20 protein-coding genes, 4 pseudogenes and 1 riboswitch are annotated in these 21,331 nt (G+C 45.7%); of the genes and pseudogenes, 3 read left to right on the top strand and 21 right to left on the bottom strand.

The features are described 5' to 3' along the window. Nucleotides 1-33: 33 nt before the first annotated feature. From OIT45_RS09125 to OIT45_RS09115, 3 genes are read right to left on the bottom strand one after another with little or no spacing between them, the layout of a single operon-like run. Nucleotides 34-1,050, bottom strand: a complete 1,017-nt coding sequence (locus OIT45_RS09125; protein ID WP_199403722.1) for a DUF3114 domain-containing protein — start codon at nt 1,048-1,050, stop codon at nt 34-36. 33 nt (nt 1,051-1,083) lie between these two features. Further along, entirely contained in the window at nt 1,084-2,076 is a 993-nt protein-coding gene (gene rbsR / locus OIT45_RS09120; RefSeq protein WP_264330128.1) for a ribose utilization transcriptional repressor RbsR, read from the bottom strand. 15 nt (nt 2,077-2,091) lie between these two features. Beyond that, the gene (locus OIT45_RS09115) at nt 2,092-2,946 is read right to left on the bottom strand and encodes a homoserine kinase (protein WP_199403724.1); all 855 of its coding nucleotides are present in this window, start codon (nt 2,944-2,946) and stop codon (nt 2,092-2,094) included. Between the two features lie 266 nt (nt 2,947-3,212). Then, a riboswitch (THF riboswitch) is annotated at nt 3,213-3,311 on the top strand. A gap of 42 nt (nt 3,312-3,353) precedes the next feature. On the opposite strand from OIT45_RS09115, the gene OIT45_RS09110 reads away from it, so the two are divergent. Then, nucleotides 3,354-3,902, top strand: a complete 549-nt coding sequence (locus tag OIT45_RS09110; protein WP_199403725.1) for a folate family ECF transporter S component — start codon at nt 3,354-3,356, stop codon at nt 3,900-3,902. 47 nt (nt 3,903-3,949) lie between these two features. Here OIT45_RS09110 and OIT45_RS09105 read toward each other — a convergent pair whose 3' ends face one another. Next, nucleotides 3,950-4,264 (bottom strand): hypothetical protein, encoded by a 315-nt coding sequence (locus OIT45_RS09105; RefSeq protein ID WP_199403726.1) that lies wholly within the window; start codon nt 4,262-4,264, stop codon nt 3,950-3,952. Nucleotides 4,265-4,450: 186 nt separating this feature from the next. Here OIT45_RS09105 and OIT45_RS09100 point away from each other — a divergent pair, with 186 nt between their 5' ends. Beyond that, complete coding sequence (locus tag OIT45_RS09100; protein WP_135520002.1) at nt 4,451-5,107, top strand: metal-dependent transcriptional regulator; 657 nt, start codon at nt 4,451-4,453, stop codon at nt 5,105-5,107. Between the two features lie 52 nt (nt 5,108-5,159). Here the strand turns inward: OIT45_RS09100 and OIT45_RS09095 are convergent, their stop codons facing one another. From OIT45_RS09095 to OIT45_RS09035, 14 genes and pseudogenes are all read right to left on the bottom strand, one after another. Continuing rightward, on the bottom strand, nt 5,160-5,885 hold the full coding sequence (locus OIT45_RS09095) for a class A sortase (RefSeq protein ID WP_199403727.1): 726 nt from the start codon (nt 5,883-5,885) through the stop codon (nt 5,160-5,162). 299 nt (nt 5,886-6,184) lie between these two features. Then, entirely contained in the window at nt 6,185-6,829 is a 645-nt protein-coding gene (locus tag OIT45_RS09090) for a redox-sensing transcriptional repressor Rex (RefSeq protein WP_135520006.1), read from the bottom strand. A gap of 188 nt (nt 6,830-7,017) precedes the next feature. After that, a complete protein-coding gene (locus OIT45_RS09085; RefSeq protein ID WP_199403728.1) occupies nt 7,018-8,316 on the bottom strand; it encodes a DEAD/DEAH box helicase in 1,299 nt (432 codons plus the stop codon). A 90-nt stretch (nt 8,317-8,406) separates the two neighbouring features. Further along, nucleotides 8,407-9,399 (bottom strand): Gfo/Idh/MocA family protein, encoded by a 993-nt coding sequence (locus tag OIT45_RS09080; RefSeq protein WP_199403729.1) that lies wholly within the window; start codon nt 9,397-9,399, stop codon nt 8,407-8,409. 130 nt (nt 9,400-9,529) lie between these two features. Beyond that, nucleotides 9,530-10,897 (bottom strand): 23S rRNA (uracil(1939)-C(5))-methyltransferase RlmD, encoded by a 1,368-nt coding sequence (gene rlmD, locus OIT45_RS09075; protein ID WP_003609814.1) that lies wholly within the window; start codon nt 10,895-10,897, stop codon nt 9,530-9,532. A 145-nt stretch (nt 10,898-11,042) separates the two neighbouring features. Beyond that, nucleotides 11,043-11,936 (bottom strand): zinc metalloprotease HtpX, encoded by an 894-nt coding sequence (gene htpX / locus OIT45_RS09070; protein WP_003609812.1) that lies wholly within the window; start codon nt 11,934-11,936, stop codon nt 11,043-11,045. A 17-nt stretch (nt 11,937-11,953) separates the two neighbouring features. Beyond that, nucleotides 11,954-12,522: pseudogene (locus OIT45_RS09065) on the bottom strand (LemA family protein). A gap of 86 nt (nt 12,523-12,608) precedes the next feature. Next, on the bottom strand, nt 12,609-13,643 hold the full coding sequence (locus OIT45_RS09060) for a serine hydrolase domain-containing protein (protein ID WP_199403730.1): 1,035 nt from the start codon (nt 13,641-13,643) through the stop codon (nt 12,609-12,611). A 13-nt stretch (nt 13,644-13,656) separates the two neighbouring features. Continuing rightward, a pseudogene (locus OIT45_RS12560) lies at nt 13,657-13,815 on the bottom strand (type II toxin-antitoxin system YoeB family toxin); the annotation flags it as partial. Nucleotides 13,816-13,830: 15 nt separating this feature from the next. After that, entirely contained in the window at nt 13,831-13,977 is a 147-nt protein-coding gene (locus OIT45_RS12555) for a type II toxin-antitoxin system YoeB family toxin (RefSeq protein WP_319606974.1), read from the bottom strand. A gap of 110 nt (nt 13,978-14,087) precedes the next feature. Then, nucleotides 14,088-15,812 (bottom strand): phospho-sugar mutase, encoded by a 1,725-nt coding sequence (locus OIT45_RS09050; protein WP_264340005.1) that lies wholly within the window; start codon nt 15,810-15,812, stop codon nt 14,088-14,090. A gap of 97 nt (nt 15,813-15,909) precedes the next feature. Further along, nucleotides 15,910-16,608, bottom strand: coding sequence for a ribose-5-phosphate isomerase RpiA (rpiA, locus tag OIT45_RS09045; RefSeq protein WP_199403732.1), 699 nt, complete (start codon nt 16,606-16,608; stop codon nt 15,910-15,912). A 234-nt stretch (nt 16,609-16,842) separates the two neighbouring features. Next, nucleotides 16,843-17,055, bottom strand: a complete 213-nt coding sequence (locus OIT45_RS09040) for a hypothetical protein (protein ID WP_264340028.1) — start codon at nt 17,053-17,055, stop codon at nt 16,843-16,845. Between the two features lie 29 nt (nt 17,056-17,084). Then, on the bottom strand, nt 17,085-17,207 hold the full coding sequence (locus OIT45_RS09035) for a hypothetical protein (protein WP_264330126.1): 123 nt from the start codon (nt 17,205-17,207) through the stop codon (nt 17,085-17,087). An 89-nt stretch (nt 17,208-17,296) separates the two neighbouring features. Here OIT45_RS09035 and OIT45_RS09030 point away from each other — a divergent pair, with 89 nt between their 5' ends. After that, complete coding sequence (locus OIT45_RS09030; RefSeq protein WP_199403733.1) at nt 17,297-17,803, top strand: 2'-5' RNA ligase family protein; 507 nt, start codon at nt 17,297-17,299, stop codon at nt 17,801-17,803. Nucleotides 17,804-17,866: 63 nt separating this feature from the next. Here OIT45_RS09030 and accA read toward each other — a convergent pair. The 3 genes and pseudogenes from accA to fabZ all read right to left on the bottom strand — a co-directional run bounded on the left by accA (nt 17,867) and on the right by fabZ (nt 21,319). Further along, a pseudogene (gene accA / locus OIT45_RS09025) lies at nt 17,867-19,497 on the bottom strand (carboxyltransferase subunit alpha). An 11-nt stretch (nt 19,498-19,508) separates the two neighbouring features. Beyond that, a pseudogene (gene accC / locus OIT45_RS09020) lies at nt 19,509-20,886 on the bottom strand (acetyl-CoA carboxylase biotin carboxylase subunit). Between the two features lies 1 nt (nt 20,887). Then, entirely contained in the window at nt 20,888-21,319 is a 432-nt protein-coding gene (fabZ, locus tag OIT45_RS09015) for a 3-hydroxyacyl-ACP dehydratase FabZ (protein WP_161690619.1), read from the bottom strand. Between the last annotated feature and the right edge of the window lie 12 nt (nt 21,320-21,331).

The raw sequence follows: 21,331 nt of genomic DNA, 5'->3' as shown, positions 1-21,331 counted from the left end.
TGTTTAAAACAGATTCTCGGCTTTTATTTGTGATTAAAATTGATTCTTCGCGTAATTACGCAACGTTGCTTCTAGACCTGCGTTGCGGGCAGCTGGGCGAACATCCAACGCTTGGTGGATTTCACCACCTTGGCCAGCATAGTTAGCTGACTCGGTGTTGGCAATCATCTGCAACTCATCAAGTGAGTAAACAGTATGATCTTGCACGAAACGTACTGACCCATCTGCAACAATCACTTGATGCGCTTCAAGTGGTTGCCACAATGACACAACCTGATCAGCTGAATCGAAGATCAATTCAACGTGATAATCAGGTGTGACCACCTTCACATTTGATTGGTCCGCTACGCCACGATTGTGCAGACTAACACCAGGGTGTAGCACCTCGTGACCCATCTCTTCAAGGACCTTTGCCTCATACATCGCACGCGTCCAGCCTTGGGCACGCACAAAATCAGACACTGGCTTGCCAAGATAGTAACGCAGTTGGTTGTCAAACGTCGCCGTCAACAATCGACTGGTTGCATAACGTGAGCGAATACCGTTCCAAGCACGGTACTTCAATCGCATCAAGTAGGCAACACGGTTAACAAACTGCCAATAGGCTTGTAGTTCATCTTCATCGTTAATTTGTAGGTAGTATAAGTTAGGCGTTGCTTCACGATCATCCCAAAGACCCAAATGTGTCATTTGCACAAAGTTGGTTTCATCTAGATATAACCCCAAAACATTGTACAACATCCCCAAACGGTCAGTTGCTGGCGCGCTACCACGGTGGAAACCGGCTACTAACATTTCTGTAAAGAGCGCTGATCCCACTCTGTGTGCTTCAAACCACTTGGCTTCCAATACGTCCATCATCGTCGCATCGTTTAGCTCAGGTGCCTTCGCAACGGCCTCAACATATGCTGCCAAAGACTTAGGTAACCAACCATCAGCCATCAATGTCTCAACTTGCCCTATCAAAGCTGCTGACATTGCTGCCTTATGGTCGGTTACTCCGGTCGGATTCGCTATTAAATCGCGTGTTCGCTTAAACAAAATTGTCATGGCGCACCTCCTCAAGGTACTAGCTTACCATAATTAAGCTAATGGTGCAGTCGACTCGCGCACAACTAAGTTTGCATCGAACGCTGAAACTTGGCGTGGTGCGTCCGATTCTGCAATCCGCTTAAGCACTAAATCCAAGGCGGCCTTGGCGATATCCCAGACCGGTTGCTCAATCGTCGTCAACGCTGGACGGAAGAACTCCGCATAATCAGTGTCGTCATAACCGATGACTGACATTTGTTCTGGCACCTTAATTCCGATTGCATTCAATCCCGAAATCACACCAATTGCTAGCTCATCATTCAACGCAAAAGCAGCTGTCGCATGCGTGACTGAGACTGCCATCGCGGCCGCACGACCAGCGTGCTTCGTCAAATTACGTGTGGCCACTTCGCTAACCTTCACACCAGCTTCGGCCATCGTTTCCTTGAAACTAGCGGTACGGTATTGCAAGTTATCCGTATAAACCTGATTACCCAACAACACCACGTGCTTGTGGCCCAATGCAATCAAGTGTTCTGCTGCCTTACGACCACCTTGCGTATCTGATGCATAAACAGCATCCGCATCTTCCAATTCATCGTGGTTTTCAAGCACGACCATGGCAATGCCACGGCGACGCAAGCTACGCGCAACGGCTGGTGGATTAGACAATTGACTTGCTACAACCAAGCCTTGTGCTCCCGCAGCTACCAATGTTTCAACTGTTTGATCAGCCGTGCTGGTTTCTGCCGTCATGATTTGCAATGACACATTTTCTGGCAACACCTCTTGCATACGTTGCACAATGTCACCAAAATATGGATTGCGCAAACTTGGCACAATCACGCCAATCATCGTCGTTGTCCCACGCTTCAAGCTACGGGCACTGGCGTTTGGCACGTAACCAACCTCGTCACGTGCAGCCAACACCTTTTGTTTCGTGGCGTCTGAGAATCGTTCTCCCTTGCCATTCAGTACTTGTGACACAGTTGCAATTGAAACCCCCGCCAAATTAGCAACGTCACGGATTGAAGCCTTCCCCATTATTCCTTCTCCTTCTTAAAACACTGTTAACCCAGTTCCTGCAATATCAACCACTTTAAATTCACCTGGCAAATCCAAATAAGCCAGCACATCTAACAAATCTTGGGTTTGGTTTGGTGCAACCAACGTCACCACCGCTGGTCCATCACCTGCAACCACTGATCCGTAGACATCAAGTGCATGTGATGCTTGGCGAATCGCGCCCAACTCTGGCACGTCATTAATCACTGCCCGTTGGATATTATCGGTTTCCAACAATTGCCCAGCCAATACCAATTGTTGTGACTGCCAGGCTGCCAACAACATATTACCGGCAGCTGCCGTTCCGGTTGCATCTGCTAGCGTGATTTCGGTTGGCTTGTCAGCCTTGTCTGTGCGTTGATAATCAGGTAAATATATTACCGCTTGATATTCAGGCGCGACCACCCCACTAGCGAAAACGTTACCGTCGTTTAAGTAGCTAGCTGTCACACCACCAAGCAACGCCGCAGTGACATTCGCTGGTTGTCCTTCCGTACGAGCGGCCAACGTCAGCTTTGTGTAGTCATCTAGACCGAGTTCGCCCAGTTGGTTCGCCAACTCGATCGCTGCCAAAAGTGCCGCCGTCGATGACCCCAAGCCTTGGCGCAACGGAATATCTGACGTCACGCGTAGTACATGTGGCGTAATATTCGGATACAACTTCTTGGCAACCGCCACAATGTAATTCGTCTCATCATAAGGAATCGTATCCCCTAGATTGTGTTCAACCACCCAAACATTGCTTGCTTCAATGATTTCGACCGTTAATGAAAGGTCTAGCGCCATGCCTAGCGACGCGACCCCAGGTCCAAAATTGCCTAATGTTGCAGGTACCTTAATTGTTATCATGATTAATCTCTTTCCGGGTTAAATACTATGTAAACATTTTACCAACTTTTGAAAGGTTTTACAGCCCCTTTTCGCGACTTATGTTCACAAATTAGCCCACAATTCGCAAATCAGTTGCCTCTATCAACTAATATTGTTCGTATTTTCCGAACGATAAAACGTTTTATCATTTTTCTTTCGTTGTTAAACATTTTACTTTGGTCGATTTAATAACTTTTTATATCCCTTTCGGCCAAGTTGTTCTACAATAGAACTCGTAACAGAAATGCAGGGTAGATTTTGATGCGTTAAGTGCTGTGGAAACGGAATGTGGGCCACAGACGAAGGACTGGTACGTTCGCGATATCATTATCACATTCACTGTAATAGGTGAAACCCTCCAAATAAAATTAGGAGGTGTTTTCGATATGAAGACATTAAGTTACGCATTGCCACGTTTGCGCACGACGCAGTTGGCATTACTAGGAATTTTGATGGCGTTGGAAATCGTCATCGGCCGTTTTACGTTTGGACCAGCTTCCGTTAAGGTTGGTTTCACGTTCATCGTTGTTGGGTTGATTGCCAAGTGGTACGGCCCTTACTGGGGAATGATTGTTGCATTCTTCAACGATTTTATTTCAACGATGATTAATGGTTACAGCTATTTCTGGGGATTCGCCCTGTCAGCTTTAGTTGGGGCTGCCATCTACGGCTTCTCATTCTATAACCGCGAGCACATCAGCTGGGCCCGCGTTATCATCACGGTTGTTCTAGTTTTGGTTATTGTAAATGCTATTATGAACACGCTATGGATTGTAATTATGGGTGGTATGGCTGATCCACACGCAATCACATCACTCCTTTGGGTACGTGGTGTGAAGCAAATCATCTTCCTACCAATTCAAGCGATTATCCTTTATTTCTTCTTGAACCACCCCGTTCTTGAGCAAATGAAGTCACGCCTAATGATGAAGTAATTAAATAAAGAGGATTCGACACCAGTCGGATCCTCTTTTTGTGTGACTTAAAAACTTTGATGAACAGCTAGCCCGTGTTCGACACAAGCTGCCTCAAATGAGTTGGCGAACTTATTGCGCTCATCAGGTGTACTGAACTTTAGCTTGAACGCGTTTTCGATTGTGTCACAACCAATATGATAGACACAACTGTCATAAACGCGTCCAACGAATACTTGTCGCTTACCGTAGCCAGATTGCTTAACGGCTGAATAAACGAATAATGCGGTTTGCTGCGGGATTTCGCGAGCACTATCTAATAGTGCCCACAGCTTTTGTTCCCCGTGTAGCTTGTTTTTTTGGTGAAACTCCTGTCCGTGCATGTCTGCCTCCAAAACTTCAAACCTGGCGGCGATACCACCAGTGCGCTATCAACAAACTAAGCATATCCTGAATTTTATTTTTCGGCAAATCACCTTTATGTTTTTTAAAGGACTTAACTTTTATATCCACGACATCATGTTATAATTAATGCACTAAACAAATTAATCGTAAAAAGGAATTTCATTATGAGCGAATCCGTATCAAAGACGCAGTATCTGCAAACGATTTTAGAGCTAAGCGGTGGTGATGACGACAGCAAGATTTCAAACAATCAAATCGCTGATCACTTGAACGTCACGCCTTCTTCAGTTTCAAACATGTTAGCGAAATTGCAAGAAGCCGGCGAAGTTGATGTGGTGCCTTATTACGGCGTTACGCTGACGGAACCTGGTCGTCAAACTGCCCTTCGTTTGATTCGTTCACACCGTTTGATTGAAACATTCGGGGCAACTAAGCTTGGCCTTTCAATTTCTGAAGCACACTTTAACGCTGACAACTTGGATCACGATGCCGACGATGAATTTGTTAACGCCCTTGAGAAGTTTTTGGATTATCCAAAATATTCACCTCATGGTTTGCTCATTCCGGACGCAAATTACAATTACGAACCAGATAAGTTGCGCACGTTACGTGAAGCAAATGATGGCGAAACCGTCACGCTTAATAGCTTTACGGAAGACTTAGAGTTGCTCCAATATGTAGAGACAGTTGGTGTAACCCTTGGTAGCACGTGGACAATCAAGGAGCGTTTGCCATTCGATGGACCGCTTGTTTTGACGGACGGACGAAACGAAATCCAGATTACCCAACACGCTGCTGATTTTATCTACATTAACAACTAACAACAAAAGCCATTGGCCCCACGGATGCGGGCCAATGGCTTTTTGCATGTCTTTACTTAATCCAACGGTTATCCGTCGTGAACGCCTTCTGGATGTGCTTTGGCGTGTCAGCCCAGCTCTTCACATCTTGCAGCTCACCACGCATCATAATACGCCCACGTTCCGCCGTGTAATCACACGTAATCAGCGTGACCAACTTCTTACCTTCAACTGGGTATACCCAATCGACATCGGTTGGCTGAATCACCTTGAAATCGACTGCTTTATAACGATAAACGGTGTTCATATCAGTCAGATAAATGGCCTGGCCCACTTTCCCCTTGTAGTAAAGTGGTGAGAACAACAAATCACGACCTGAGTCACCCGGAATAAAGTGGGATGCCAACGCGTAATTGCCTTCTCCCATCACTTCATCAGGAAACATCGTCCCGGCACCTAGTGACAAGTTCAAATCAGTTGTGCCGTTTGAAATTGGCACTGAAATGCCCACCTCAGGCACGGCGACAAACCCGATAAAATTAATCTTATCTGAATTCAAGCGTGCTTGTAGGACCTGCTGTGCGGTCAAAGCACCCACCTTCTGCCAATTGTAGTTTGCTCGCTTCTTCTCCTTCTCGCCTGCCTTGATCGACTGCTTTGTCACTTGTGGTTCGAATGACTTCAAACTGTAGTTGGCAATCTCATTATGAAAAATCAAACCTAGCGAAATTAGCAAAATCAAAAGTACAACTAGCCATTTGAACCAAGCAAATTTTTTCTTCTTTTTCTTTTCACCCATATCAACGTCACCCCTGTTAATTTACTGATATCGTACCACCAAATTAATAAAAAAATAGGCCTCCGATATGAATATATCGAGGCCCATTTTACAAACAGCCGTGGTGGTTAAGCACGCCCATTTGCGGCGTTATCATTTTAGAGGTCTTAGACAATAATAACGTTTATAACATATGAGAAACGTTAAGCATGAACTACTTAACATGTATTATTCTACCAAAACAACTTCCACAAAGTAAGCGTTATCATGTTTCAAAATGAAATAAAAAGCCACCCAATATTGGGTAGCTTATCATGTCATTATTCAGCCTCTGAAGCGCCAAAATTGTTGATAAAGTACAACAACGTTTGCAATTCGTTCGTCAAATCAACGTTTTGCACGCGGACATCACTTGGCACATCCAAACGCAATGGCGTGAAGTTCAAGATTCCGTGGACACCAGCCTTGGCCAAACGGTTAGCCAATTCTTGGGCAACTGGTGCTGGCACCGTCAAAATCGCTACGTCGATACGTTGATCAGAAATTTGCTTCTCCAAATCATCCATGCCGTATACAGGAACACCAGCTTGGATCGTGTTCACGATGTCTTCGTTGATATCAAAAGCTGCAGAGATGCGGGCGTTTGAGCTTTGGTGGAAGTTAAAGTTCAACAAAGCTTGTCCCAAGTTACCAACCCCGACAAGGGCAACTGATGCCAATGTATCTTGGTTCAAGATTTCACCGAAGAACGTCATCAATGCCTTAACGTCGTAACCGTAACCACGCTTTCCCAATGCACCAAAGTATGAGAAATCACGACGAATCGTCGCAGCGTCAAACTTTACGGCATCAGACAATTCGTTTGATGAAACGCGAGTCGTACCCGCATCCAACAAAAGCTTCAAGTAACGGTAATAAATTGGCAAACGCTTAGCGGTCGCGCGGGGGATGTCATGTTCTGCCATGTCAACCTACCTCATTTTCTAAAAAGTTTTATTTTCATGCTATTTCACAAACAAAAAACCGTTTGTGAACTCTCTATCCTTATTTATAGTAACACATACCCCGCTCTATGTGAACTAAATAACAATTTATTTTCACAAACTAAGTGCAAAAAGAAAGACCGCTATTTCCGGAATAGCGGTCTAAATGCCTAGTTTTCGCCGTTTTTACGCTTTGGCTTACCCTTGTTTTTGCTGTGCTTACGCTTAGCTTTTTTCTCTTTTGCGAAGCGATCTGTACGAGCAACGACTTCTTCAGTCTTCTTCTTTTGCACCTTACGAACCTTGGCAACTGGACGTGGCTTGTCAGCTACTTCTTTGTTTGCCCCTGGTTCTACTGTGTGACCAGCTGAACCTGAGAATGAAGTTGGCTTCGTTGCTTGACTGGCACCGTTGACCAATTGAATATCAACGGCCACCAATCGGCGCAAATCACGCAAGTCGTGATCATTTCCAAATGAAATCACCAATCCATGCTTCCCCATACGACCGGTGCGACCGGCACGGTGCGTATAAGTTTCACCATTGCGTGGCAAATCAAAGTTAATCACAGCTGGCAAGTCAGGAATATCCAAGCCGCGCGCAGCCACATCCGTCGTCAACAAGAACTTAGCCGTTCCCTTACGGAAGTTTTCCAATGACTTGGCACGGGTTGAACTTGAGTCACCACGGACCAATGTTGCCATCGCCACGTGTTCGTGCGCCAAGAAACTAGCCATCACCTTCAATTGCTTGGTTGTGTTAAAGAACACAATAGCTTGGAAGTTCTTGCGGGCTGCTAATTGACGCAAACGCTTGTTACGTTGCTCGCGGGCTGTTGGCCAAAATTCGTGGGCAATTGCCGTTGGGATTGGCACATTACGTTGATCAATACGCGTAAAGTCACGATCGAACAAACAAGCTGCAATTGTCGTGTCAACTTCAGTTGCGCCAAACAAGGCAACTTGTACGTCAGGGTCGTCAATCGCGTCCCAAACACCGTCAATTTGCTTAGCAGTGTCTTCCGTCAACAATTCGTCCGCTTCGTCCAATAGCAACGTGCGCAAACGCTTCAACTTCAACTTACCGTTGTCGACCAATTCAGCGACACGACCTGGCGTTCCCACAATCACTTCTGGGTGCTTCTTCAAGGTGTCTAGTTGGCGCTTCACGTTCGCACCACCTGTCAAAGCCAAAACCTTCAAGTCCACCAAAGTTGCCCATTCACGTACAACACGTGTCGTTTGCATGGCCAATTCTTGTGATGGTGCCAAGATTAGCAATTGCTCACCATCCCCCGGTACCAACGTTGGCAACAATGGCCACGTAAAGGCCAATGTCTTTCCAGTTCCAGTTGGTGCCAAGGCGTCGATTGATTCACCGGCAGCCAACGGTTCAGCTACGGCTTCTTGAATTGGCGTTAGCGTGGTAAACCCAACGCTCGCCAATCGTTCTTCAAAACGAGTATCCATTTTCTATCCTCATTCAATTTCTTTCATTGTCTTTCTAATTGTAACAGAAAAGCGCCCCACAAAACGTGCGACGCTTATCATTCGTTCATTTTACTTGTCGGCTGGGAAAACAATGCCGGCATCGTGACGCAAATTCGTCATCACGATGTTGACGCGTTGGCTCAACGTCAACAATTGACGGTATTCTGCATCATTATCAACTGGATCATTGATAATCTTCGCAAAGACGTTCATTTCAGCAACCATTGGGTTACCAGGAACATCCGTTGTCAAATCAGTGTCATTGCCACGACCGTCCCTGTAAGTCACCTCATGCAACTCAGCAATACTATCGATGACGATTGTATCGCGCATTCCCAAAATTTCTGATTGTAGGTAGCTGTTGGCACCCTTTCCAAATTGGACAGTCACATCAAAGTCGGCATAACGCAAAATGGCAATACCACGACCATCGGCCCCATTACGCAATGGTGTTGCATAATAGTGGCTTTCCTTTGGCATACCAAACAACGCGATTGCTGCATAAAGCGGATAAACAGCCAAGTCGGTCAACGCACCGGCACTAAACTCGCGCGTCAACACATTAGGCTCCTTTCCTGCTAGATAGTCATCAAATCGTGATGAGTACTTTTCATAAACCAACGTCGCACCAGAAATGTGGTCCATTTCTGAGACCTTCTTGGCAATCGCCTTAAAAGTTGGTTGGTGAATGTGGCGTGCTGCCTCAAACAAGCGCACATTCGGATGTTCACGAAGCAATGAGTATACCGCTTCATATTCCTTCGTGTTTGAGAAGGCTGACTTTTCAACAATCACGTGTAACTCATGCTCAATTGCTTGTACAACTTGGTCATAGTGCAAGCTGTTTGGTGAAGCAATGTAAACAACTTCAATCCCACTGTTGTAAAAATCAGCCAAGTCAGTAAACACAGGGACATCCCCGAAATCAGCGGCAAAAGCTGCCCCCGTTTCAGCACGGCGTGAGTATACGGCTGCTAGTTCATATTCATTACATTCATGTGCGGCCTCAACCAGCATCTTGGTAATCCAATTTGTACCGATTACACCTAACTTTAGTGTCATTTCCATATCCCTCGTTTCCTTAAAGCGCTTTCAATAATACATTCATTATACATTGCGCTACCAAAAAAGCCCACCAAACAGTTAGACTGTCGGTGAGCTTCTTCGGGTTATCGATTTGCTTTTTTAAATATTAGTCCTTAACGAACACAGTGATTGACTCAATGTGCGTCGTTTGTGGGAATTGGTCGATTGGTTGAACAGGTCCCTCAATGTGGTAACCGTTCTCCAAAATTTGAACCGTGTCACGTGCCAACGTTGCAGGGTTGCAGCTAATGTACACGAACTTTTCTGGTTCCATGCCAGTTGCGGCGTCGATCAATTCTGGCGTCAATCCCTTACGAGGAGGATCAACGAAGATAACGTCTGGGCGCATACCAGCATCGTGCCATTCAACCATCTTCTCTTCGGCCTTACCCAATTCGAACTTGGCATTCGTCACACCGTTGATGTCGGCGTTACGCTTAGCGTCGTCAACGGCACCTGGCACGATTTCGACACCCAAAACTGACTTAACACGGTCAGCAATCGTCAATGAAATCGTTCCGATACCTGAGTAAGCGTCGATAACTTCTTCATCACCGTTCAAGCCAGCCTTGTCAGCAGCCAATTGGTACAACGTTTCCGTCGTTTGTGGGTTAACTTGGTAGAATGAGTTTGGTCCGATGGCAAACTTCTTACCGAACAACGTGTCAGTGATGACATTCTTTCCCCAAAGGGTGTTGTTCTTCTCGCCCAAGATAACGTTTGTCTTTTCTTGGTTAACGTTTTGGATGATTGACTTCACTTCAGGCAAAGCTTCGCGAATTTCTTCAACAATCATCTCTGCACCTGGCAACTTCTTTGAACGCGTTACCAAAACAACCATCATTTCGTGGCTGTAGTAACCGCGACGCACCATGATGTTACGGATAACACCAGTGTGCTCAAATTCGTTGTAGGCTGGAATGTGGTACTTACGCAAAATATCACGAATAACCACGATAGCCTTGTCAATTTCAGGATCCTGAATGTAGAAATCCTCAATTGGCATCAAGTTGTGTGAACCACGACGGAAGAATCCAGTCGTCAATTCACCACGCAATTCACGCGTAGGAATTTGCGCCTTGTTACGGTACCCAGTTGGGTTCTCCATACCAAGTGTCTCAGAAACTTCAACATCAACGTGTTGCTTCTTGAACAATTCTTGGATTTGGTTTTGCTTGAAACGCAATTGTGCATCGTACTTCAAGTGAGCCAAAGGGGCAATTCCTGTCGTCAACGTTGCTACGTCAACATCCTTGTTGCGGTCCTCTGATTCCTTCAACGTCTTCACAACACGTCCGAATGCGTACGTTCCAGCAACCTTCGTAATGCCGACACGGATTTCTTCACCCGGAACAGCATTTGGGACGAAAATTGGGAAATCATCAACCTTAACGACTCCGTTACCTTCGTACGTTAGATCGATGACCGTTGCGTCAAATTCTTGGTTCTTCACCACTGGCGCTTTCTTTTTCATCTTAATCTCCTTTTGTTGGCCTTTTCGACGACCATGTTACTTGTCCATTGTAACACATGTAAATTGTAAGTTTCATGAGATGCCCGTGAGAGTTTTAACGAAAACACCCGCGCCATGCAGTTTTGCACGACGTGGGTGTTGTGTTTTACATATTGCGTAAAGCTTCGATACGCTTTTCCATTGGTGGGTGCGTAGCAAACAAGTTTGCCATCTTATCTCCCTTTAATGGGTTCGCGATATACAATGCTGAACTTTCTGGTGAAACGTTGGCTTCTGACATCGGTTCACTTTGTGAAATCTTCGTTAAGGCGTTAATTAGCCCTTGTGGATTACGCGTCAATTCAACTGCGCCAGCGTCGGCTAAATACTCACGGTTACGTGAAATCGCCAATTGCACCAACGTGGCTGCCAACGGCGCCAACATCAACACAAGCAATGACACAATCATGCCGATTGCGTTACCGCCACCTTCGCGATCACGACTACGGTTACCACCGAAGTACCAGAAGTGCGTTCCTAGGTTCGCCAACAACGCAATCGCTGACGTCATCGCTACAGCAATCGTTTGCAAACGGATGTCGTAGTTACGTACGTGGGTCATCTCGTGGGCCATAACACCCTCAAGTTCTTCACGGTTCAAACGTTGCAAGATACCCGTAGTGGCTGCAACCGCTGCGTGTTCTGGATTGTTTCCCGTCGCAAACGCATTCGGACTCGGATCATTGATGATAAAGACACGTGGCATCGGCACTTGCGCCACCATCGCCATGTCTTCAACGATGTGCCACAAATCAGGCGCCTCATCAGCGCTCTTGATTTCACGTGCATGGTTCATTGACATGACAACGTCGGTCGATTGTCCAACCATATAAACCGTATAAACCAATCCGACCACGAAGGCAATCACGATTCCTTGTTGCCAGTGACCATTCATCAAGAAAGTTCCCAATGCTGCACCGACAACCCCCATGAATAGGAAGAATCCAAAGAAAAGCATCACTGTTTTACGCTTGTTTTTGGCAATTTGGTCAAATAACATCTGCGTTTAAACCTCGATTACATTCCTTGATCGTCAAATGATACCTTAACAACCTGCTTCTCTTCTTCAGGTGTCTCCAAGAATTCGCTTGGTTGGAAGTGGTGAATCCCAGCGATGATGTTCGTTGGGAAAGTTTGCAACTTGGCGTTGTAGTTCGCCGTCGTTGTGTTGAACAATTGACGTGAGTATGCAATCTTGTTTTCCGTGTTCGTCAACTCATCCATCAACTTGTTGTATTGGGCTGATGCCTTCAAGTCTGGGTAAGCTTCCGCAACGGCAAAGACTGACTTCAAGCTCGTCGTCAATTGGTCAGAAATTTCCATGGCTTGTTGGTGGTACCAGATGGCACCTGCGTCAAAGCATTACGCAATGACACAACCTTCTCCAGCGTACCTTGTTCGAACTTGGCATAACCCTTAACCGTTTCCAACAAGTTCGGAATCAAATCGTTACGACGCTTCAATTGCACATCAATTTGGCTCCAAGCCTCTTGTGTGTGCATACGCGCCTTAACCAAGCCGTTGTAGATGCTGATCCAAATCAAACCAATCACGACTACAACTGCGATAATAATGATAATTGTCATGTATGTTGCCCCCTATTAATTTGTTTTAATAACATATTTTAATGCTAATTTCATTTTACCAGAAATAAGTTGGTATATCAGGTAAATCAAATTTGGGCAAAAAAAGTTTGGGTAAATTCGTAGCGGTCTTTTAGCCAGCTCGTGTTATTACGCGTTGGGTGCACACGGTTCGTCAAAACGACCATCCCCTGCATTGTGCGGTAATTCACCGCCATAATCGTGCCAGTGAAACCCGTTTGGTACAACCAATCCGTGACCACAACCGGATTATCTTCACCACCGTATGTCCAGTAGTGCCAACCAAACGTGCGAATTCCGGCTTGGTTGTCCTTCAGATAAGCGTGCATATCAGCCGGCAAATCTTCATCCGGCATCAACCACTCGTGTACGAATGACAAGGCATCTTCAGCTGTCGCAAACATGCCGGCGTGTCCACCAGCACCGCCCAGCAAGTGCGCCTTGAAATCATCGACCTCACCTTGCAAGACACCCCCACGGAATGGCACGTCCTCGGTTGGTACGAAACGATCAAGTGGCGCATCAAAACGGCCCTTGTCAGCCACGCGATAGCCCGAGTTAGCCAAATTCTTAGGTGCCAACACATTCGCCGTCACATCCAACGCCAGCGGCATGTCATCAAGCGCTTCCAATACCTTACCCAACACCATGAAGCCGACATCAGAATACTTCGTCACTGTACCAGGTTCGTTGATTGTGTCGCCAATCATCAAATCTTCTTCGAGCATCTCACGCGTCAATTTAGACACCTTGCGCACGCTACTTGGCAAACCAGAATTGTGCCAAAGCAATTGACCAAGCGTAATCTCAGCGTTGCCAAAAGCCGGCAAAATTGATTGTACCGTCGTTTCGGGCGTTACCGTCCCTGCCTTGAATAATTGCAAATAACGCATTGTCGTATAGAGCTTGGTCAAACTCGCTAAGTCATAAATGTGGTTCACTGACAAAATATCGTCTGCAAATTCACCCGTGCCGACTTGTCCAACTGAGGCGATTTCTTTTTGGTTCTTGAAATTCACCACGCCAACTGTCGCCCCGAACAAACGACCATCATCGACCATCTTTTGGGCGATATTTTCTAGGCGTTCAATTAATTCTTCCATTTTCAATATCTCCTCAAGACGTCATTGACTTCATGTAGTGGTAGCGAAGTTGGGCAATCGTCACATCCCCATTACTTTCAGGGAAATAAATCATGCGGTTCGCGCTATCAATGCGTCGTGACCAACCACCATCAAGGCCTGCTTGCAGTTCAGGCTTACCTGTCCCTTCAAACGGCGTGCGGAAGACTTACTTTAGAAGCTTGTTTATCTTTTTCGTTGTCTTTGGATCTTGCGTCAAAAAATATTGATAGTCATCGAATGCTTGTTCAGTGAAAATTAGTTTTTTACCACCGCGCATACCGTCGGCTAACTTCTTAGCTGCTTTCATCGTCATCAGCCGTCACCTCATCTCTTATATATACCGTTATCATATCATGATGAAATAACGGTCACTATGAAAAAGACCGCCACAACCCGATGAGTTGTAGCGGTCAATCATTATTATTAGTCTACATAAGTTGCAATCGTTGCTTGGATAGCAGCCAACTCTTCGTCAGCAGCTTGCGCCGTAGCACCCTTTGTTCCAACGTAGAACTTAATCTTTGGCTCAGTTCCTGAAGGGCGAACGGCTACCCATGAACCGTCAGCCAACCAGTACTTCACCACGTTTGCCTTTGGCAACGTCATTGACGTTACGGCACCCGTAGCTGTGTCCGTCTCAGTTTGCAATGAGAAGTCTTCAACCTTGGCAACCTTAACACCACCAAATTCAGCAGGCGTCTCAGCACGGAACTTGTTCATCAATGATGCAATCTTGTCGGCACCATCGATACCAGCAAACGTCAATGACTTCGTGTTTTCAACGAAGTAACCGTATTGCTCGAACAATTCTTGCAAACCGTCGTACAACGTCTTACCCAATGACTTGTAGTATGCTGCCACTTCGGCCAACAAAACAGTTGCTTGAACTGAGTCCTTGTCGCGGGCAAATGACTTTACCAAGTAACCGTATGACTCTTCAAATCCAAACAAGAATGTGTGCTCGTTCGTGTCTTCGAAGTGTTGGATTTGCTCGGCAATGTACTTGAATCCAGTCAAAACGTTAATCGTCTCAACACCGAAGCTCTTAGCGATATCAGCTGCGAATTCTGATGACACGATTGACTTAACCAAAGCACCGTTAGCTGGCAAAGTACCAGCAGCCTTCTTGGCCGTCAACAAGTAGTTCAACAAAACGGCACCGATTTGGTTACCCGTCAACAATTGGTACTCACCTGATGGTTGGCGAACCGCCGTTCCCATACGGTCAGCATCTGGGTCAACCGCGATAACGACGTCAGCACCTTGTTCCTTAGCAAAAGCAATTCCCATTGCCAAAGCTTCTGGATCTTCAGGGTTTGGCAACTTAACCGTTGGGAAGTCACCATTTGGCTCAGCTTGTTCAGGCACAATCGTCACGTTTTCAAAACCAGCGTTCTTCAATGCTTGGCCAGCAATCAAAGCACCCGTTCCGTGCAATGGTGAGTACACCAACTTCATGTCCTTACCAACCGTGTCGATCAACTCTTGGTTAACCGTCACCGTCTTCACTTCAGCCAAGTATGCGTCGTCGACATCCTTGCCAATCTTAACCAACAAACCAGCTTCGACCAACTCAGCTTCATCCTTAACTGGCACTTCAAACATGTCAGCTTCACGAATTGAGGCCGTGATGATGTCTGATTCCTTAGGCGGCATTTGACCACCATCTTCACCGTAAATCTTGTAACCGTTGTATTCCTTAGGGTTGTGTGACGCCGTAATCATGATACCTGCGTAGGCGTTCAAGTGGCGAACCGTGAATGACAACTCAGGCGTTGGACGCAACGTCTCGAAGACATAAGCCTTGATGCCGTGCGCTCCCAAAACCTTAGCAGATTCGATAGCGAATTCTGATGAGAAGTGACGTAAATCGTAAGAAATCGCAACACCTCGTCCCTTAACAGCGTCGTCCAATAAATCCATCAAACGTGCCAAACCTTCAGTCGCTTGACGAACCGTAAAGATATTCATACGGTTGATTCCAGCACCCAAAAGACCACGCATACCAGCCGTTCCAAATGAAAGTGGTTGGTAGAATGCATCTTCAGCAGCCTTTTCATCAGCTGCCAACTTCTTCATATCATCTTGCAAGTTTTGTGGCAAATCAGTACGGTCTGCCCAAATTTGGTAATTTTCTTGCCAAGTCATAAGTTTTAATTCTCCTTTTAATAAGTCCCCGAACTTACTACTATTGCTCATTATTATACCATACGCTATTTTGTGAATTTGAAAATTATGTGGATAATCAGTGATTTTCAATGTTTTCACGTTCGATGACCACTAACTTTTCACCACCAATAATCACTGCATCCGCCACATTCAAAAATAGGCCGTGTTCTACGACACCAATAGTCTGTTCCAGATAATAAGCCAGCGCTTGTGGGTGCTCAATGACTGCTAAATGTAAATCGATGATGTAATTGCCGGCGTCCGTTGTCAAACGTTGCCCATCTGGCAAACGACGGAATGTTGGCGCCATATCAGCCGCTTCAAAGCGCTTCAAGAGTTGGTGACTACCGTATGGCACCACTTCAACCGGTAATGGGAATTGACCTAATTTGTCGTGATACTTACTTTGATCAACAATCCAGATATTGCGCTTGGAATTTAGCGCAACAATCTTTTCAAAGAGCAATGCGGCGCCACCACCTTTGATACCATCCAGATTGGTGTCAACCTCATCAGCCCCGTCGATGGTTAAATCGATTGCTGGCACCTCGTCAACTGACTTAAGTTTGATTCCCCAACCTTTGGCCAATGATGACGTTTGACGTGATGTTGTCACTCCAACAATATCCAATCCTTCCCGATTGATACGCTCCGCTAATTTTTCAATGAAGAACTTAACGGTCGAGCCAGTCCCCAGACCAACTATCATGCCATCCGTGATTAACGAAGCTGCATATTCGCCAGCTTGTCGCTTTTGTTCTGTAATTCGATCCATGATTCATCCCCCATCTATCCAATTTCATTTTACGCAACCGCACAAAAAAACGCCAGATAGTAACTATCTGGCGTGGCAGCCATTAATGGGCTGATTTTCGTTAAAATGGCGCTTCTTCTTGACTTAACACATCCCAATAATCGAACCTGGTCTCTTTAGTTGAAAACACCCCATTTTTTAGATATTCAACCGCTTGCACAACAATCGGTGATGAATTTAAGTTTGAAACAGCGTCTACGCTAATAAGTTCAGCACCGAATAAATCTTGACCGGAAAATTGGGGAACTTCTCAGACAATTCACCTTCAAACGTCGTAACCTCATAAAGAACGACGATATGCTGATTCCAGTCAAAATCCTCAAATATCCAAGGATACGTAAAGCTGGTAACTCCAACCTGCGAAGCATCGCGCACATGCAGTCCAGTTTCCTCCGCTACTTCTCGTATAAGTGCATTCTGAAGAAACTCTCCAGGTTCTAAGCTTCCCCAGGTAAATCATAGCGATATTTGTATGGTCCGTCTTTCTTTTTTACGACAACCAGTTGTTGTTGCATAATCAATATGCCATATACACCAAAAGCCCGATGAAATTTTGCCATTCGTGTCCCCCTTTTTTGTCATTCTGGCGTTACAATTAATATCTAATTAAATTATCATTTGATTCTAACTCTAAAAAGGAGAATACCAGATGAATATTTCAATTATGCTTACCTTTCATGACGACCAAGCTCTGAATCAATTGAGGAAGCAATTCGATCCTCTATATAGCAAAGTTCCTCCGCACGTAACACTGGTTTTTCCGCAACATATTACGTCCGACACTATCGATGCGATTATTTCTGAAATCAACAAATATGGAACTTACCTAGAAAATTTCACACCCATCGTTTCCCATTTTCAAGGTGATTTAGAGTATCACAACATACTCGCCATTTTAAAAAACGATAACTCCGCCATTAAAGCCTTACATGACAAGTTATATGAAATCCCCGAATTCGCCGATAAACAACGTCTAGACATCCCTTACACACCACATGTGACTATCGGTAGAGACCTAAGCGCTGATGAAATAAGACAAATTGTCTTTAATTTATCAGATACTTGGCAGCCGTTTGCTTTAAGCGTCAAAAGCATTGTTTTTGAAGAAATATTACCCGACGACAGTTCAAAAATTATTTACCAATACACTTTTTAAGACATATCAAAAAAACGCCAGATAGTAACTATCTGGCGTTCGATATTGAATAATTGCAAATGTTTAAAATGCTCGGAAACGTGCGCGACGTTGCTTAACAAGTTCATCAGGTGCAAGTGATTGCAACTTCGAAATCTCATCTTGTAACTTGGCACGAACCAAATTGAAGACACGTGCATGTGAGCGACTCTCTGGGACGATATAGTCAATAATCTCGTTCGCTAAGAGATCATTAGGCGTCAATCCCATCAATTCTGCTGCTTCTGCACTACGCTTAGCATCCTTCCACAAAATAGCTGCAAATCCTTCCGGAGAGAGAATCGAATACGTTGAATTTTGGAACATCCAAACTTGGTCAGATGTCGCTAGGGCCAACGCGCCCCCTGACCCACCTTCACCGTACACAATGGCAATCATTGGTACTGGGTACGTCATACTTTGCAGAATACTTTGGGCGATTGCCTCACCTTGTCCTTGGTCTTCAGCTGACTTACCAGGAAAAGCGCCTGGCGTGTTAATAAAAGTGATGATAGGGCGACCAAACTTAGCCGCTTGGTCCATCAAACGGGTAGCCTTACGATAACCGTATGGCTCAGGAGACCCGTTACGCTTTGCCAACTTATCTTTGATGTCGGTTCCCTTGTCGATGGCAATAACCGTAACTGGCTTACCATCAAGGTTTGCTAGGCCACCGATGACACTTGCGTCATCACCAGCAAACCGGTCACCATGCAATTCAAAGAAATCAGTGAAGATACCGTCAATAATTTCGCGTGCTGAGAATCGATCCTCACGCGACTTTTTCACCACCTGAACAGGGGTTAATTCACGACGAAATAGGGCTGCCATTTACTTAACCTCCGTTGTTTGGTGAAAACGCACAAGTTGTGCAAGAATTGTTGCCATCTGCGGACGTTGCACAATCGCATCGATAAAGCCATTTTCCATGACTGTCTCGGCACGTTGGAACTCCTTCGGCAACTTTTCGTGAATCGTTTGCTCGATGACACGCTTACCAGCAAAACCAACCAATGCGTGTGGCTCTGCCAATGTAATGTCACCTTGCATGGCGAATGATGCGGTTACCCCACCCATTGTAGGGTCCGTTAGAACCACAATGTATGGTAAACCGGCATCTTGGTGCGCCGCAACTGCGCCTGACACCTTTGCCATTTGCATCAATGAGTGAATACCCTCTTGCATACGCGCACCACCTGATGCGGTAAACAAGATGACTGGCAACTTAGCTGCCGTTGCGTGCTCAAATAAGCGCGTGATTTTTTCACCTGTGATTGATCCCAATGATCCCATGATAAAGTAAGAATCCATGATACCGATAGCAACGCGCTGGTCTTCAAGGGTCGCTACTCCCGTCAAGACCGAGTCACCCAATTTCGTTTGTTGTTGGGCACGTTCCAACTTCGCCGCATACCCTGGGAAGTCTAATCTGCCAACTTCAAATCAGCATCTAGTTCTTCAAAATCATTTGTCATCAAGGCCATGCGTTCACGGGCTTGCAAACGGAAACCGTAACCACAATTTGGGCAGACACGGTGATCACCCAATTGCTTTGAATAGAGTTGTGCGCCACAGTATGGGCATGCCAAGAACAAGCCATCTGGAATACGATCATTTAGGTTCGCATCTCGCTTAATCTTGGGAGTTGAAACCGTGGTGTTATTAAATAAATCCATGCCTCTTCTCCTTAATCCGCCTTAGGCAGACTGGCTTGCCATCGTGGCAAGAACTCCTTCTCCAAGTAACGTGTGTCGAACATCCCACTGGCCACCGTTGGATCATGCAACAACGCCTTTTGGAATTCAGCGTTCGTGCTGACCCCGTGAACAACCAATTCATCCAAGATGCGATCCATCTTTGTGACTGCATCACCGCGGTTGTCAGCATGTACCAACAACTTGCCAATCATTGAATCATAGAATGGTTGAATCTTATCACCCGCATAAATGGCAGAATCGATACGAATACCAGGTCCACCAGTTGGCAAAAAGGCAAAATCAATTGTACCGGCACTTGGTGCAAAGTTCTTTGCTGGTTGTTCCGCGTTCAAACGAACTTCCAAAGCATGTCCCTTCAAGGCAATATCTGCTTGTGACACAGACAACGGCTCACCAGCGGCCACTTCAATTTGCATACGAATCAAGTCAACACCGGTCACCATTTCAGTAACTGGGTGCTCAACCTGAATACGCGTGTTCATTTCCATAAAGTAGAAATTGCCGTCGTGGTCTTGCAAGAATTCCAACGTTCCAGTGTTCTCGTACTGCAAAGCGTTAACCGCCTTCGTTGCGATTTCACCAAGGTTGTCACGCATTTCTTGTGTGACACCAAGCGCAGGGCTTTCTTCCATTACCTTTTGATTGTTACGTTGCAATGAGCAGTTACGCTCAGGGAAGTACAACACATTGCCGAAACGATCACGCATCACCTGCATCTCAATGTGACGCACGTTCTCCATAACCTTTTCAACGTACATGTGTTCATCCCCAAACGCAGCCTTCGCTTCACGTTGGGCATCATCGAACTTGTCTGCCAACTCATCAGCTGAGTATACAAAACGCATTCCCTTACCACCACCACCAGCCGCAGCCTTTAGCAATAGTGGATAACCCACGCGATCAGCCACTGCCTTGGCTTCTGTAGCATCACGAATGAAGCCTTCAGAACCAGGAATAACTGGTACACCAGCAGCTCGCATTGATTTCACGGGCGTTGGCCTTGTTACCCATCAGCTCAATCACCTTAGGCCTCGGACCAATCCACTTCAAACCAACCGCTTCTGCCATTTCAACGAACAACTCATTTTCAGATAAGAAACCATAACCTGGGTGAATCGCTTCAGCACCCGTCAACAACGCGGCACTCAAGATATTCTTCATGTTTAGGTAACTATCTTTTGACTTTGGTCCTCCAACTGAAATTGCTTCATCAGCCAACTTCACATGGAGGCTATCCGCATCAGCTGAAGAGTAAATTGCGACAGATTTAATGCCCATTTCCTTCAGTGTACGGATGACACGAACGGCGATTTCACCGCGGTTCGCGACTAACACTTTCTTGAACATTTTAGTCTCCAATAATAAACGTCAAATCAGCTGTTGTAGCCTTCTTACCGTTAACGTAAGCAACACCCTTACCTTCACCGATTGGTCCGCGCAAACGATCTAACGTCACTTCAAGACGCATTTGATCACCAGGCTTTACCATCTTACGGAAGCGTGCCTTCTTGATACCACCAAAGTAAGCCGTCTTACCCTTGAACTCAGGCATTGACAACAACGCCACTGCACCAGCTTGGGCAAGGGCCTCAATCGTCAAAGCGCCTGGGAACGTTGGGTTACCAGGGAAGTGGCCTTGGAAGACCTCTTCGTTGATTGTGATGTTCTTAATCGCAACCGTCTTCTCACCAGGCACCAATTCCTCAACCGTATCCAACATCAACATTGGGTAACGGTGTGGCAAGATCTCTTGAATTTCTTGTGTGTTTAATACTGACATGTCGAGACCTCC

It is taken from the genome of Weissella sp. LMG 11983, assembly GCF_025908495.1.
Lineage (GTDB): Bacteria > Bacillota > Bacilli > Lactobacillales > Lactobacillaceae > Weissella > Weissella fermenti.
This window is presented reverse-complemented; position numbering and strand designations above follow the sequence as displayed.